12 protein-coding genes are annotated in these 14,373 nt (G+C 66.6%); 9 read left to right on the top strand and 3 right to left on the bottom strand.

Translation table 11 applies throughout. The annotated features are described in order from the left end of the window. Nucleotides 1–12 precede the first annotated feature (12 nt). Together purN and purM are read right to left on the bottom strand one after the other, a co-directional pair. The gene (gene purN, locus CD928_RS19315; RefSeq protein ID WP_095388734.1) at nucleotides 13–960 is read right to left on the bottom strand and encodes a phosphoribosylglycinamide formyltransferase; all 948 of its coding nucleotides are present in this window, start codon (nucleotides 958–960) and stop codon (nucleotides 13–15) included. Nucleotides 961–969: 9 nt separating this feature from the next. After that, nucleotides 970–2,088, bottom strand: a complete 1,119-nt coding sequence (gene purM / locus CD928_RS19310) for a phosphoribosylformylglycinamidine cyclo-ligase (protein ID WP_095388733.1) — start codon at nucleotides 2,086–2,088, stop codon at nucleotides 970–972. Nucleotides 2,089–2,162: 74 nt separating this feature from the next. Between purM and CD928_RS19305 the strand changes: the two genes are divergently transcribed. From CD928_RS19305 to CD928_RS19290, 4 genes are read left to right on the top strand one after another with little or no spacing between them, the layout of a single operon-like run. Beyond that, a complete protein-coding gene (locus CD928_RS19305; RefSeq protein WP_255247256.1) occupies nucleotides 2,163–3,446 on the top strand; it encodes a heavy-metal-associated domain-containing protein in 1,284 nt (427 codons plus the stop codon). Then, nucleotides 3,446–4,102: a DnaA/Hda family protein gene (locus CD928_RS19300; protein WP_095388731.1), complete on the top strand. Its 657-nt coding sequence runs from the start codon at nucleotides 3,446–3,448 to the stop codon at nucleotides 4,100–4,102. Before CD928_RS19305 ends, CD928_RS19300 begins: the two co-directional genes overlap by 1 nt. After that, complete coding sequence (locus tag CD928_RS19295) at nucleotides 4,093–6,261, top strand: RNA degradosome polyphosphate kinase (protein WP_095388730.1); 2,169 nt, start codon at nucleotides 4,093–4,095, stop codon at nucleotides 6,259–6,261. Before CD928_RS19300 ends, CD928_RS19295 begins: the two co-directional genes overlap by 10 nt. A 4-nt stretch (nucleotides 6,262–6,265) precedes the next feature. Beyond that, nucleotides 6,266–7,747 (top strand): Ppx/GppA family phosphatase, encoded by a 1,482-nt coding sequence (locus CD928_RS19290; RefSeq protein ID WP_095388729.1) that lies wholly within the window; start codon nucleotides 6,266–6,268, stop codon nucleotides 7,745–7,747. A gap of 10 nt (nucleotides 7,748–7,757) precedes the next feature. Here CD928_RS19290 and rnd read toward each other — a convergent pair whose 3' ends face one another. Beyond that, nucleotides 7,758–8,948 carry a ribonuclease D gene (gene rnd / locus CD928_RS19285; protein ID WP_095388728.1) on the bottom strand — a complete coding sequence of 397 codons (1,191 nt, stop codon included), beginning with the start codon at nucleotides 8,946–8,948 and terminating at the stop codon, nucleotides 7,758–7,760. A gap of 182 nt (nucleotides 8,949–9,130) precedes the next feature. Here rnd and aspS point away from each other — a divergent pair, with 182 nt between their 5' ends. The 5 genes from aspS (at nucleotide 9,131) to CD928_RS19260 (ending at nucleotide 14,218) form a co-directional block, all read left to right on the top strand. Further along, nucleotides 9,131–10,912, top strand: a complete 1,782-nt coding sequence (gene aspS / locus CD928_RS19280) for an aspartate--tRNA ligase (protein WP_095388727.1) — start codon at nucleotides 9,131–9,133, stop codon at nucleotides 10,910–10,912. A gap of 2 nt (nucleotides 10,913–10,914) precedes the next feature. After that, the gene (locus CD928_RS19275) at nucleotides 10,915–11,802 is read left to right on the top strand and encodes an alpha/beta fold hydrolase (RefSeq protein ID WP_095388726.1); all 888 of its coding nucleotides are present in this window, start codon (nucleotides 10,915–10,917) and stop codon (nucleotides 11,800–11,802) included. 62 nt (nucleotides 11,803–11,864) lie between these two features. Beyond that, nucleotides 11,865–12,650, top strand: coding sequence for a polyphosphate kinase 2 family protein (locus tag CD928_RS19270; RefSeq protein ID WP_095388725.1), 786 nt, complete (start codon nucleotides 11,865–11,867; stop codon nucleotides 12,648–12,650). 165 nt (nucleotides 12,651–12,815) lie between these two features. Further along, entirely contained in the window at nucleotides 12,816–13,352 is a 537-nt protein-coding gene (locus CD928_RS19265) for a J domain-containing protein (RefSeq protein ID WP_095389061.1), read from the top strand. A gap of 116 nt (nucleotides 13,353–13,468) precedes the next feature. Next, complete coding sequence (locus CD928_RS19260) at nucleotides 13,469–14,218, top strand: hypothetical protein (protein WP_095388724.1); 750 nt, start codon at nucleotides 13,469–13,471, stop codon at nucleotides 14,216–14,218. Nucleotides 14,219–14,373 lie beyond the last annotated feature (155 nt).

Genomic DNA, 14,373 nt, shown 5'->3' with positions numbered 1-14,373 from the left:
TCCATCGCATTCTCAGAACTCCTCCGCCGCTCCCATCAGCCCCGCGAGTTTCTTCGGCGCGACCGCGAGCCAGCTCTTGCGCAGCCAGTCGGCGATCGCGTCCCAGTCGGTATCGCCGAGGTCGAGGCGGATGCCGACCCAGCCGTCGCCGAAATAGGCGGGGCGATAATAGCGCTCGGCGTCCATCTCGATGAGCTGCGCCTGCTCGTCGGCGCCGCTGATCTTCACGAGCAGCGCGGTTCGGCCGTCGCCATGATGATCGTGGGTGAAATAAGCGAATTTCTTGCCCTTGACGATGCCGAAGCAGGGCATGCCGTGCGAGGTCACCTCGTCGGCCTCGGGCAGCGCCATCGCGAGGGCGCGCGCTCGCCCGAGCAGCCAGTCGGGCGACCGCTCGCGCGTCACGAAGGCGGCGAGCGTCGGCGGGTAGAGCTGATGCTCGGCTATCAGCACCCGCGCGGCGAGGCTGTCGGCGGTGTCGCCGGGCAGGATCGCGACCGGCGTCTGCGCGAGCACCGGCCCGTCGTCGAGCGTCGGCGTCACGATATGGACGCTGCAGCCGCCGAATTTGTCACCGGCGTCGATCGCCTTCTGGTGGGTGTCGAGACCCTTGTAGAGCGGCAGCAGGCTCGGGTGGATGTTGAGCATCCGCCCCTGCCATGCCGCGACGAAGCCGTCCGAGAGGATGCGCATATAGCCCGCGAGCGCGACATAATCGGCCCCCGCCTCACGCAGCCGCTCGTCGACCAATGCGTCGAAGGCGTCGCGGTTCATGCCCTTGTGCGCGCGCGCCCAGGTCGCGATGCCCTCGGTCGCGGCGAGCGTCAGTCCCGGGGCGTCGGGATTGTTGCTCGCGACGAGGACGATCTCATAGGGGCAGCCATCGGCCTTCGCGGCATAGAGCAGCGCCGCCATGTTCGTGCCGGTGCCCGATATCAGGACGGCGACCTTGGCTTTCACTGGTCTGGCCTAGCCGGCATGCGTCGCGCTCCACGCGCCCATCGCGCTCCACGTTCCGGCGGCGCCCGCCACGGTGCAGCCCTTTTCGCCCTCGGCGATATGCCCGATCCGGTGCACCGTCTCGCCCGCCGCTTCGAGCGCGGCGGTGACGTCCGCGGCATCCGCCGCGGCGGTCACCACCGCCATGCCGATACCGCAGTTGAAGGTACGCGCCATTTCCTCGGGCTCGATATTCCCCTGTGCCTGCAGGAACGCCATCAGCCGCGGTTGGTCCCACGCATCGGCGTCGATGTGCGCATGCAGGTGCGAGGGCAGCACGCGCGGGATATTCTCGAGCAGCCCGCCGCCGGTGATGTGCGCGAGCGCGTGGATCTTGCCGGTCTTCACCAGCGGCAGCAGGCTCTTCACATAGATGCGCGTCGGCGCCATCAGCGCGTCGATCAGCAGGATCGTCTGGTCGAAGAGGGCGGGGCGGTCGAGTTTCCAGCCCCTGTCGGCGGCGAGCCGGCGCACGAGCGAGAAGCCGTTCGAATGCACCCCCGACGAGGCGAGGCCGAGGATCACGTCGCCCGCGGCGACCTTGTCGGCGGTCAGCACCTCATGGCGTTCGACCGCGCCGACGCAGAAACCCGCAAGGTCGTAATCGCCTTCGCTGTACATGCCCGGCATTTCGGCGGTTTCGCCGCCGATCAGCGCGCAGCCGGCCTGCTTGCAGCCCTCGGCGATGCTCGCGACCACCGCGGTGGCGACCTCGTTGTCGAGCTTCGCGGTTGCATAATAGTCGAGGAAGAACAGCGGCTCGGCGCCCTGGACGATCAGGTCGTTGACGCACATCGCGACGAGGTCGATGCCGACGCCGTCGTGGCGTCCCGAATCGATCGCGAGCTTCAGCTTGGTGCCGACGCCGTCGTTCGCGGCGACGAGCAGCGGATCGCTGAACCCCGCGGCCTTCAGGTCGAAAAAGCCGCCGAAGCCGCCGAGGTCGGCGTCGGCGCCGGGACGGCGCGTCGCTCGGGCCAGCGGCGCGATGGCACGGACCAGCGCATTGCCGGCGTCGATCGATACGCCGGCCTGGGCATAAGTGTAGGAGGCGGGTTGCCCGCCTCGTTGGTTGTGCTTGGAATCCATGGCACGCGCGACTAACGGTTCCGGCGGATAAATGCCATGATTTCCTTGTCCGGGCCCGCGCTTTTGGGCAGAGCATGAAAGACGTGATGATTTCGGCCCTTTCCCTCCCGCTCGCCCGCCGATCCGGACCCGCCATCCAGTCGCGCGACTGGCGCTGGTTCGCCCTTTTCGGCCTGCTTCTCGCGATTCTGGCCGCGGGCATCGTCGAGGGGCAGATAGCGCGCGGCGATCGCGGCATCACCCCGATCAACAGCAGCGGCGACTTTCTGGCGAGCGGGATCAAGGTCGACGTTACCGGCGACAATGCCGAGGATGCGCGTGAAAAGGGCTGGCGAGAGGCGCAGCGCATGGGCTGGGCGCAACTCTATCGCAAGACGAACGGCAGCGATGGCCCCGCGCTCGGCGATTCGGTGCTCGACGGTATCGTCACCGCGATCGTCGTCGAAAGCGAACAGATCGGCCCGCGCCGCTATGTCGCGACCTTGGGCGTTCAGTTCGATCGGGTGCGCGCGGGGCAGATTCTGGGCGTCAGCGGCCGCACCTTGCGTTCGCCGCCGCTGCTGGTGATCCCCGTCTATTCGATCGACGGCATCCCGCAGGTGTTCGAACAGCGCAGCGAATGGCAACGCGCATGGGCCGAGTATAATACGGGGCAGAGCGCGGTCGACTATGTCCGCACTGCGGGCACCGGCGCCGATACGCTGCTGATCAACGCCGGGCAGACCGGCCGCCGCGGCCGCGTCTGGTGGCGCGTGATCCTCGATCAATATGGCGCCGCCGACGTGCTGATGCCGACGGCGCGGATCGAATACAGCTATCCGGGCGGGCCGATCACCGGCCATTTCGCCGCGCGCTTCGGTCCCGACGACACGCTGATCCAGACCTTCACCATGACCGGGCCGAGCGCGAAGGCGCTGCCCGACATGATGGAGAAGGCGGTCGCGCATATGGACCGCATCTATACCGAGGCGCTCGCCGCGGGCATCCTCAAGACCGATCGCTATCTGGTCCTCGAAAAGCCGGTCGAGAAGGAAGATCTGCCCGAGGAGGCTCTTCCCACCGAGGACACGGCGCTGCCCGGCGAAATCGATGCCAGCGTGCCGACGACGGCGCCCGCCGGCGTCGCGAGCTTCACCGTCCAATATGCGTCGCCCGACGTCGAATCGGTGTCGGCGACCGAACGGAACGTCGCGGGCATCGCGGGCGTCCAGTCGGCTTCGACCACCAGCCTCGCGCTCGGCGGCACGTCGGTGATGCGGGTGACCTTCCGCGGCGACATCGCGGCGCTCAAGGCGGCGCTCGAAGCGCGCGGCTACAAGGTGCAACAAGGCGGCAACACCCTGCGGATCAGCCGCTGATGGCGCGCGCCTCGGGTCAATTCGCGCTGCCGCTTGACTGGAGCGCGGGCGGGGCGAACGACGGCCCGCTGATCATCGGCACCAGCAATGGCGACGCGCTCCGCTATCTGCATCATGTCTCGACCTGGCCCGTACGCACGGCGGTGCTCACCGGGCCGCGCGGGTCGGGGCGCAGCCTGATCGGTCGGATTTTCGCGGGCGAGACCGGCGGCCGCGTGATCGACGGACCCGCGAGCGTGTCCGAAGAGGAGATGTTCCACGCCTGGAACGCCGCGCAGGCGAGCGGCACGCCGCTCCTCATCATCGCCGATGCGCCGCCCGCCGAATGGCCTGTCGCGCTCCCCGATCTCGCCTCGCGGCTGCGCGCGGTGCCGGTGCTGACGATCGGCGAGCCTGACGATTGCCTGGCGCGCGACCTGATCGAGGCGTTGTTCGCGCAGCGCGGCATGGCGATTTCGCCCGAGGTCGCTTCCTATATCGTGCCGCGGATGGAGCGTAGCTATGCGATGATCCACCGCGTCGTCGCTGCGCTCGACGCGGCGTCGCTCGAACAGGGACGGCGCGTGGGGGTTCGTCTCACGCGTGAAACATTACTGTCACAGGGGCTGATCGATCCCGATTTGCTCGAAAGGCAGGATGAAAGCCAATGTCGATAGCTGGCAGCTCCCTACGTGCCGATAATGACGCCGATGCGTCGCCGCCCGGTTTCGGTCCCGACCGCTTCTTCAATCGCGAACTGTCGTGGCTCGCCTTCAACCGGCGGGTGATGGAGGAAGCGCTCAATCCGGCGCATCCGCTGCTCGAACGCCTCCGCTTCCTGTCGATTTCGGGCAGCAATCTCGACGAATTCTTCATGGTTCGCGTCGCGGGGCTGAAAGGGCAGCAGCTTCAGGGAATCGACGATCCGTCGGCCGACGGCCGCTCGCCGGGGCAGCAACTCGCCGAGATCGAGGCCGAGGTGAACCGGCTCGTCGATCAGCAGCAATCCGAATGGCAGCGCCTGCACCGGCTGCTCGCCGAGCAGGGCGTCATCGTCCACGGCGCGGGTTCGGATGCCGGGGCGCTTCGCGCGGCGCTTCGCCAATATTTCGTCGACCAGATCTTCCCGATCCTGACCCCGCAGGTGCTCGACCCCGCGCATCCCTTTCCCTTCATCCCCAATCGCGGCCTGGGCGTGATCTTCGACCTTCAGCGCAAGGCGACGGGCGATACGGTGCGCGAGTTGGTGATGATCCCGCCGTCGCTGCCGCGCTTCGCCTCGGTGCCCGGGGACGCCACCGCCTTCGTGCCGATCGAATATCTGATCGAGATTTTCGGCGATCTGCTCTTCCCCGGCTTCGCGATCCGTTCGCGCGGCGTGTTCCGCATCATCCGCGACAGCGATATCGAGATCGAGGAAGAGGCCGAGGATCTCGTCCGCCTGTTCCGCACGGCGATCCGCCGCCGGCGCCGCGGCCGTGTCATCCTGCTCGAACTCGCCGCCGACATGCCCGGCGAACTTGCCGCGGTGCTGGGCGACGACATCCAGGGGCATGAGGCGATCGTCGCCAAGATCGGCGGTTTCGTCGGGCTCGCGGCGCTGTCGGCGATCGTCGATATCGACCGGCCCGACCTCAAATTTCCCGCCTATTCGCCGCGCTTTCCCGAACGCATCCGCGAACATGGCGGCGATTGCTTCGCGGCGATCCGGTCGAAGGACATCGTCGTCCACCATCCGTACGAAAGCTTCGACGTCGTCCTCTCCTTCCTCCGTCAGGCCGCGGCCGACCCCGATGTCGTCGCGATCAAGCAGACGCTCTATCGCGCGGGCAACCAGTCGCCGGTGATCCGCGCGCTGATCGAGGCCGCCGAGGCGGGCAAGTCGGTGACCGCGGTGGTCGAACTCAAGGCGCGTTTCGACGAGGAGCAGAATCTGCTCTGGGCGAACCAGCTCGAACGCGCCGGGGTGCAGGTCGTCTACGGCTTCATCGAGTGGAAGACGCATGCCAAGATCTCGATGGTGGTGCGCCGCGAAGGGCAGGGGTATCGCACCTATTGCCACTTCGGCACGGGCAATTATCACCCGGTCACCGCGCGCATCTACACCGATCTCAGCTTCTTCACCGCCGATCCTCGCGCCGGGCGCGACGCGGCGCAGCTGTTCAACTATATCACCGGCTATGTCGAGCCCGATCACCTCGAAATGATCACCATGTCGCCGCTCAACATGCGGCATAATCTATGCAATCTGATCAACGACGAGATCGCGGCGGCGCGCGCGGGGCGGCCGTCGGGCGTGTGGGCAAAGATGAACAGCCTCGTCGATCCCGACATCATCGACAAACTCTATCAGGCCAGCGCGGCGGGCGTGCCGGTCGAACTCGTCGTGCGCGGCATCTGTTGCCTGCGCCCTGGCGTGCCCGGCCTGTCCGAAACGATCCGCGTCAAGTCGGTCGTCGGGCGCTTCCTCGAACACAGCCGCATATGGGCCTTCGCGAACGGCGCGGCGCTGCCGCACAGCGGGGCGAAGCTCTATATTTCCAGCGCCGACTGGATGCCGCGCAACTTCGACCGCCGCGTTGAATATATGATCCCGATCGAGAATCCGACCGTCCACGACCAGATACTGGACCAGGTGCTGGTCGCGAACCTGATCGACAATGAACAGAGCTGGATCCTCCAGCCCGAGGGCACCTATGTGCGCTTAAGACCGGACGACAAACCATTTAACCTGCACCATTATTTCATGAACAATCCCTCGCTCTCCGGGCGTGGCACGGCACTCCACAAGCGCCACGACGTGCCGACGCTCGCCTTCACCATGCGCGAAGATTGACCCGTTGCGTCACCGCGCCCCCGAACTCGCCATCCACCGCTCGGCCGTCATCGATATCGGCTCCAACTCGGTGCGCCTCGTCGTCTACGAAGGCCCGCCGCGCGCACCCGCGGTGATCTTCAACGAGAAGGTGCCCGCCGGCCTCGGCCGCGGCCTGTCGACCGACGGGAAGATCGCGCCCGAAGATGCCGAGCGCGGCCTGATCGCGCTGCGCCGCTATGCGCTGCTCGCGCAGCATATGGAGGTCGAGGATCTGCAATGTGTCGCGACCGCCGCGGTGCGCGATGCGACCAACGGCGCCGATTTCATCGCCGGTGCCGCCGAGGCGGGGCTGGTGATCCGGCTGCTGTCGGGCGAGGAAGAGGCGTTGGCGGCGGGTTGCGGGGTGCTGTCGGCGATCCCCGACGCGCACGGCATCGCGGTCGACCTCGGTGGCGGCAGCCTCGAACTCGCCGAGGTCGCGCAGGGGCGCGTCGGACGATGCGCGTCCTTTCCGCTGGGTGTGCTGCGGCTGCCGGCGCTCCGCAAGGAGGGGCAGCAGCAGTTCGAGCGCGCGGTTCGCAAGCTGCTCAAGGGAGCGGGCTGGCCCGGCAATCTCACCGGCCTGCCGCTCTATCTCGTCGGCGGATCGTGGCGCGCGCTGTCGCGGCTCGACCTCGAACTCACCAAGGATCCGCTCGCGGTGCTCGACCAGCATACGCTGCCGCGCAGCGCGCTTCGCCGCCTGCTGCGCGCGACCAAGCGGCTGAGCGTCGAGGAGCTGAAGGCGATCCCCGGCATGGCGGCGAACCGTGCGGTGACGCTGCCCGATGCGGCGGCGCTGCTCGCGGCGCTCGTCAACATCATCGACGTGCCCGAAATGACGATCTCGTCGTCAGGCCTGCGCGAAGGGCTGCTCTATCAGGCGCTCGACGCGAAAACACAGGCGCAGGACCCGCTGATCGTCGCCGCCGAATTCGAGGGCCGCCGCCTGGCGCGCTTCGCGCCGCACGGGCGCGCGATCGCCGACTGGATCGCGCCGCTGTTCGCGCACGAAGCGGACGCCGATCGCCGCGTCCGGCTCGCCGCGAGCCTGCTCAGCGACGTCGCCTGGTCGGCGAACCCCGACTTTCGCGCCGAACGCGGAACCGAGATCGGGCTCCACGGCAACTGGCGCGGCATCGACATTCCGGGGCGCATCCTGCTTGCACGCGCGCTCCATGCGGGGTTCGGCGGCAATGATGTGGATTTCCCGGTGATGGGCGCGCTCGTCGGCGCCGAACGGCTCGGGCGGGCGCGGCAATGGGGGCTTGCGATCCGGTTGGCGCAGCGGCTGACCGGCGGGGTCGAAGCGCCGCTGAAAGGCAGTGCGATCGGGTGCGAGGATGACCGGCTCGTGCTGCGTCTGAATCCCGGCTGGCACCATCTTGCCGGCGAATCGGTCGAGCGCCGCCTGCGCTCGCTGGCGCAGGCGCTCGGCGCGAAGCCGGAACTGGTGCTGCTTTAGGCTTTCGAGATCAGGCGGCGTCGGCGGGTGCGGCCGCGTCGATGCTGCTCATCACCAGCTTGCCGTTCTTGACCGCGAAGCCCATCCGGCCTTCGACCAGATCGAGCGCGGCGTGGCCGAAGACATCCTCGCGCCAACCCTCGAGCATCGGAATGCCGTCACGGCGCCCCGCCGCCAGCGCTTCGAGGTCGTCGCTGCGCGCGATCAGCCGCGCCGCGACGTTGAGTTCGCGCGCGCGAATCTTGAGCAGCAGCTTGAGGAGGTCGGCGACGAGCGCGCCTTCCTTGCCGAGCCCTGGTCCGCGCGGCGCGCGATCGGGCATTTCGTCCTTCGAGAGCGGCTTCGCGCCCGCGAGCGCGTCCATCAGCCGACCGCCGATGTCGTTGCTCTTCCAGGTCGCCGAGAGCCCGCGGACGCGGCCGAGGCCGTCCTGGTCCTTGGGCGGATGCGCGGCGAGGTCGGCGAGCGTCTCGTCCTTGACGATGCGGCCGCGCGGCAGATTCTTGGAGCGCGCCTCGCGCTCGCGCCATGCGGCGAGCGCCTGCAGCCGCCCGAGCACGTCGGGCTTGCGCGACGGCACCTTGATCCGCAGCCAGGCCTTTTCGGGGTCGACGCTGTAGTTCGCCGGGTCGGCGAGCTTTTCCATTTCCTCGTCGAGCCAGTGGCCGCGCCCGGTCTTGACCAGCTTTTTCAGCATCATCGGAAAGATCTTGGCGAGGTGGGTGACGTCGCCGATCGCATAGTCGATCTGGCGCTTGTCGAGCGGACGGCGGCTCCAGTCGGTGAAGCGCGCGCCCTTGTCGAGCATGATGCCGAGCCACGCTTCGACGAGGTTCGAATAGCCGACCTGCTCGGCCTGGCCGAGCGCCATCTGGCCGATCTGGGTGTCGAAGATCGGGTGCGGCGTCTTGCCGGTCAGGTTGAAGATGATTTCGACATCCTGGCCGCCGGCGTGAAAGACCTTCAGCACCGCCTCATTGTCGACGAGCAGGTCGAGCAGCGGCGTCAAGTCGATCCCCGGCGCCATCGGGTCGATCGCGGCGGCATGTTCGCTGTTGGCGACCTGGATCAGGCAGAGTTCGGGCCAGAAGGTGTTCTCGCGCATGAACTCGGTATCGACCGCGATGAAATCGCTGTCCTTTATGAGGTCGCAGAATGTGATGAGTGCAGCGTTGGACTCGATTAACGGATGGACTTGCATGCCGCGCCTATACAGCGAGTTGCGGCGGACGGGCAGGAAAATTTGCCCCAATCTCGTCGAACCCCAAAGCGCGAAAAATGCGCGTAGCGGCGCAGAGCTTGACAAATGGCGCGCCGACCTGCCTTAGGCGCGGCCATAAATCACGATAAAGTTGATTTTCCCAATCATCGAAAGACCAGAAAATGCACGCCTATCGCACCCATAACTGTGGCCAGCTTCGCGCCGAGGATGTCGGCCAGAATGTCCGCCTGTCGGGATGGGTGCACCGGAAGCGCGACCATGGCGGGCTGCTCTTCGTCGACCTGCGCGATCATTACGGCCTGACCCAGATCGTCGCCGACAGCAGCGACGCGGTCTTCGCGACGCTCGACGGGCTGCGCGCCGAAAGCGTCGTGACGATCACCGGCGAGGTCGTCGCGCGCTCGCCCGAAACGACTAACGCAAACCTGCCGACCGGCGCGATCGAAGTCCGCGCGCGCGACGTCTCGGTCCAGTCGGCGGCGATCGAGCTGCCGATGCCGGTCGCGGGCGAACAGGAATATCCCGAGGATATCCGCCTCAAATACCGCTTCCTCGACCTGCGCCGCGAACGGCTCCACGCCAACATCCTGCTCCGCTCGAACGTGATCGCGTCGCTCCGCCGCCGCATGGTCGATCAGGGTTTCACCGAATATCAGACGCCGATCCTGACCGCCTCGTCGCCCGAGGGCGCGCGCGATTATCTGGTGCCGAGCCGCGTCCACCCCGGCAAATTCTATGCGCTGCCGCAGGCACCGCAGATGTTCAAGCAGCTGCTGATGGTCGCGGGCTTCGACCGCTATTTCCAGATCGCGCCCTGTTTCCGCGACGAGGATGCGCGCGCCGACCGGTCGCCGGGCGAATTCTACCAGCTCGACTTCGAGATGAGCTTCGTCACGCAGGACGATGTCTTCAACGCGATCGAGCCGGTGCTGGCGGGCGTGTTCGAGGAGTTTGCGGGCGGCAAGTCGGTAACCCCGGCGGGCAGCTTCCCGCGCATTCCCTACCGCGAATCGATGCTGAAATATGGCAACGACAAGCCTGACCTGCGCAACCCGCTGATCATCACCGACGTCTCGTCGCACTTCACCGGCTCGGGCTTCGGCCGCTTCGCCGACATTGTTGCCGCGGGCGATGTGGTGCGCGCGATCCCGGCACCCGCGACCGCCGAGAAGAGCCGCAAATTCTTCGACGACATGAACAGCTGGGCGCAGGGCGAGGGTTTTGCCGGCCTCGGCTATGCGACGCGCAAGGGTGGCGAATGGGGCGGGCCGATCGCCAAGAACCATGGGCCCGAGAAGATGGACGCGCTCGCCGCCGAGCTCGGCATCGGTCCCGACGACGGCCTGTTCTTTGCTGCGGGCAAGGAAGCCATGGCGGCGAAGCTCGCCGGCCTCGCGCGCACCCGCGTCGCCGAGCAGCTCGACCTCATCGACCCGGGCAAGTTCGAAATGTGCTGGATCGTCGATTTCCCGATGTTCGAAGCCGACGAGGACACCGGCAAGATCGACTTCAGCCACAACCCGTTTTCGATGCCGCAGGGCGAGCTCGAAGCGCTCGAGACCAAAGACCCGCTCGACATCCTCGCATGGCAATATGACATTGTCTGCAACGGCGTCGAACTCTCGTCGGGCGCGATCCGCAACCACCGCCCGGACATCATGTACAAGGCGTTCGAGATCGCGGGCTATTCGCAGGCCGAGGTCGATGCGAACTTCAGCGGCATGATCAACGCGTTCAAATTCGGCGCCCCGCCGCATGGCGGGTCGGCACCGGGGGTCGACCGCATCGTCATGCTGCTCGCCGACGAGCCGAATATCCGCGAAGTCGTCGTCTTCCCGATGAACCAGAAGGCCGAGGATCTGATGATGGGCGCCCCGGCGCCGGTCAGCGACAAGCAGCTCAAGGAACTCAGCATCCGGCTGGTCGACGGGCCGAAGAACTGAGCGTGCGCGCCGCGCCCCGCGAACACCGGCTGCAAACGCCGGGCGGCGACATCTGCTGGTTCGAATGGGGTGCGCCGGGGGAAGGAGCTTCGCTCCTGCTGCTCCACGCGACCGGCTTTCATGCGCGGCTGTGGGACCAGATCGTCGCGGCGCTTCCGGCGGGGACGCATGTGATCGCGCCCGATCATCGCGGGCATGGGCGCAGCTTCAAGCCCGCGACGCTCGCCGACTGGGGCGCCAATGCCGAGGTGCTTCTGCCGCTGCTCGACCGGATGGCCGGGCGGACACTCGTCGGTTGCGGGCACAGCATGGGCGGCCATGTGCTGACGCGGCTCGCCGCCGAACGGCCCGATGCCTTCGCCCATCTCGTCCTGATCGACCCGGTGATCATGGACCCGGTGCTTTACGCTGGCGCGGACGATACGCCGGTGCCCGATCCCGCCGAGCATCCCGTCGCGCGCCGCCGCAACGCGTGGGACAGCGCGGAGGCGATGCGCGCACGCTTTGCCGACCGGCTGCCCTACAGCCGCTGGCGGCCCGAGGTGCTGGCGGACTATTGCACTTATGGCCTGCTGCCCGCGGGATCGGGCGAGGGGTATGAACTCGCCTGTCCGCCGGCGCTCGAAGCTTCGATGTATCAGAATGCGCTGCGCACGGACCCCTATGCCTGGATGGACGGCGTCGCGGCACCGATGACACTGATCCGCGCGCCGGCGGGATCGCGCGGCGATGCGATGGATTTCTCGCAAAGCCCGACCTGGCCCGGGCTCGGCGCGCGGATCGGCGCGGTGCGCGACGAGCTGTGGACGGATAACAGCCATTTCATCCCGATGGAGGACCCGGCGCGCGTCGCGGCGCTGCTCGCCGGAGTGACGGAAAATCAGGGTTAATCGCATCGCGTCCGTGGGACCGCTGTGATAGCAGCGGCGAGAGGACCCGAGGGGATTCAGCGATGACGATCGATCTCGCCGACTATGAAGCCGGCGCCAAATATGACGGCTCCTATGGCGACGATCTGGTCGCTCTGCAGGAGCGGCTGGAGCGCGTGCAGGCCGCGCATATCACCCACGGCCAGCGCAGCGTCATCATGTTCGAGGGCTGGGACGCGGCGGGGAAGGGCGGGATCATCCAGCGCCTCGTCGCGCAGCTCGACCCGCGCTATTTCGAGGTTTGGCCGATCGGCGCCCCGAGCGACGAGGAAAAGGCGCGCCACTTCCTCTGGCGCTTCTGGAAGCGGCTGCCTGGCAACCGCGAGATCTCGATCTTCGACCGCAGCTGGTACGGCCGCGTGCTCGTCGAGCGCGTCGAGGGTTTCGCGACCGAGGCCGAATGGCGCAAGGGCTATGACGAGATCAACGAGTATGAGGCGCAACTGACCGGGTCGCGCACCAACCTCGTCAAACTGTTCGTCCACGTCACGCAGGAAGAGCAGGACCAGCGCTTCGCCGACCGGCTCGACGATCCTTGGAAACGCTGGAAGACCGGGCCCGAAGATTATCGCAACCGCGCCAAGCGCAAGGATTATCTCGCCGCGATGCATGAGATGTTCGAACAGACCGATACGCGCTGGGCGCCATGGAAGGTGATCGACGGCAACAACAAGAAAGCCGCGCGCATCGCCGCGCTGGCCCATGTCGCCGAGGCGCTGGAGGCCGCGGTGCCGATGACCCCGCCCGATCGCGACCCAGCGGTGGTGAAGTTGGCGCACAAGGCGTTCGGCTATACCGTCAAGGACTAGGACCAGCGGCCTTTCGCGCTTCCGGTGCTCAGGTGCCATCAGCACGCCGCGCTCCGGGTCGCGAAAAACCACCATTTTCGGTTCGCCATCTTCTGAATGTCGATTGGCCCCAGCTTTGCGGCTTCGCGCCTAGCCATCGCGAAGCCCAGTCGCTACATGGGCCGGATGAGCCGCGCCAAGAGATCCGACGACTGGGGTTTTCCCCGCTGGCGCGCCTATGGGCAAGGCCGCGAGGCGCAGCAGGTGCGGCTCTGCGACCGCCATGGGTGCGCCGAACCGGGCAACTGTCCCGCGCCCAAATCGCCGAATAGTCCCGAACGCTGGTATTTCTGCGAAGCGCACGCCGCCGAATATAATCGCGGCTGGGATTATTTCGCGGGGCTCAGCGCCGAGGAAGCGGCCGACCGCGCCGCCGAGGAAACGCGCGGCGCGCGCAGCTATGCCCGCGCGCAGCATTATGGCTGGGGCGGAGCGGGCGACGGCAGCCGCAGCGCGGACGAAATGCGCGCGCTGGAGGTGCTCGACCTGGAGCCCGACGCCGATTTCGAGGCGGCGAAGAAGGCCTGGCGCGCGCTCGCCAAGGAATGCCATCCCGACGTGAAGCCAGGCGATGCCGAGGCGGCGAAGCGCTTCGCGGCAGGGCAGGCGGCGTTCGAGGTGCTCAAGCAGGCCGAAGAGCGAAAGAGCTGGAAACCGGCCTAGGCTTCCATCGTTACCCCTCGGCGACCTTCGGGAAGCCTCCTCACCACCCGATATCCGGCGATAGACGGTGGCAAAATCCTTCCGACATTGATAGCGGTGGGCCGGGGGGGAACATCATGACGGCGGAAAACAATCCGGCCTTACCGGCAGCGGACCCTCTTGTCGAGGAAGGGGAGGAGGCGGCCGTGGACATCCACAAGCCCAAGCCGGTCCATAGCTGGCGCGAATTGCTGTCGGAAATCAGCGTCATCGTGATCGGCGTCGCGATCGCCCTGGCCGGAGAGCAAGCCGTCGAAGCACTCCACTGGCGCCATGCCGCAGAGGCGCAGCGTGAAGCCCTGAAGGACGATATCATCGAGCATCTGGTCTCGGTCAAAATACGCGCGGTGCAGCAACCATGCGTCGATGCGAGGCTGGCACAACTCGATATCGTCTTCAAGCGGCACGCCGCCGGCGAAGCCTTGAAGATGAGGGGGCGGGTCGGACGGCCGCAGAATGCCAGCACGGGGGATGCTGTATGGCAGTTGGCCGTGCAAAGCGGGGCCTTGAACCATATGCCGCTGGCGGAGCGCACCCAATATGCGGGCGCCTATTCGAACTACGAAAACCTGAGGGAACTCCGCGATGATGCCGATCGGTCGTGGATCGATCTGGCGGCGCTGGACAATCCGGAATTGCTGTCAGAGGGCGACTGGGTGATGTTGCGGCGTTCCTATGGGCAGGTGGCCGCCAGGGAGGCGCGCATCAAGGATGTGAACGACTATGTGCTGACGACGAAAACGGTCGGTCAGAGCGTTCCGAAGGTCACCAGGGAAGACGCGCTTCGTACGCCTTATGCCAAGGATTTCTGCCGGCCGCTGATTTGAAGCGACCGTGTTCCCCGTCAGCGTTCATGAGACAGATTGAGGTAGTTGGATAGAGGAGTGTTTTGGTCTCATCGCAGTGACTGTAAGGAACGAAGATGAGATCAAAACGAGCAAATTCCAAAGCGCCTGCCGAGCGGGTGGTGAAGGACATTCGG

It is taken from the genome of Sphingopyxis sp. GW247-27LB, from assembly GCF_002277025.1.
Classification (GTDB): Bacteria; Pseudomonadota; Alphaproteobacteria; order Sphingomonadales; family Sphingomonadaceae; genus Sphingopyxis.
The sequence above is the reverse complement of the archived record's forward strand: the minus strand, read 5'-3'. Positions and strand labels throughout refer to the sequence as shown.

Excerpts from the sequence above, each read along its gene's own strand:
- CD928_RS19265 (WP_095389061.1), top strand. The coding sequence starts at position 12,816 with ATGAGCCGCGCCAAGAGATCCGACGACTGGGGTTTTCCCCGCTGGCGC.
- purM (WP_095388733.1), bottom strand. The coding sequence starts at position 2,088 with ATGGATTCCAAGCACAACCAACGAGGCGGGCAACCCGCCTCCTACACT.
- CD928_RS19300 (WP_095388731.1), top strand. The coding sequence starts at position 3,446 with ATGGCGCGCGCCTCGGGTCAATTCGCGCTGCCGCTTGACTGGAGCGCG.
- CD928_RS19305 (WP_255247256.1), top strand. The coding sequence starts at position 2,163 with ATGAAAGACGTGATGATTTCGGCCCTTTCCCTCCCGCTCGCCCGCCGA.
- CD928_RS19260 (WP_095388724.1), top strand. The coding sequence starts at position 13,469 with ATGACGGCGGAAAACAATCCGGCCTTACCGGCAGCGGACCCTCTTGTC.
- CD928_RS19270 (WP_095388725.1), top strand. The coding sequence starts at position 11,865 with ATGACGATCGATCTCGCCGACTATGAAGCCGGCGCCAAATATGACGGC.
- rnd (WP_095388728.1), bottom strand. The coding sequence starts at position 8,948 with ATGCAAGTCCATCCGTTAATCGAGTCCAACGCTGCACTCATCACATTC.
- CD928_RS19295 (WP_095388730.1), top strand. The coding sequence starts at position 4,093 with ATGTCGATAGCTGGCAGCTCCCTACGTGCCGATAATGACGCCGATGCG.
- aspS (WP_095388727.1), top strand. The coding sequence starts at position 9,131 with ATGCACGCCTATCGCACCCATAACTGTGGCCAGCTTCGCGCCGAGGAT.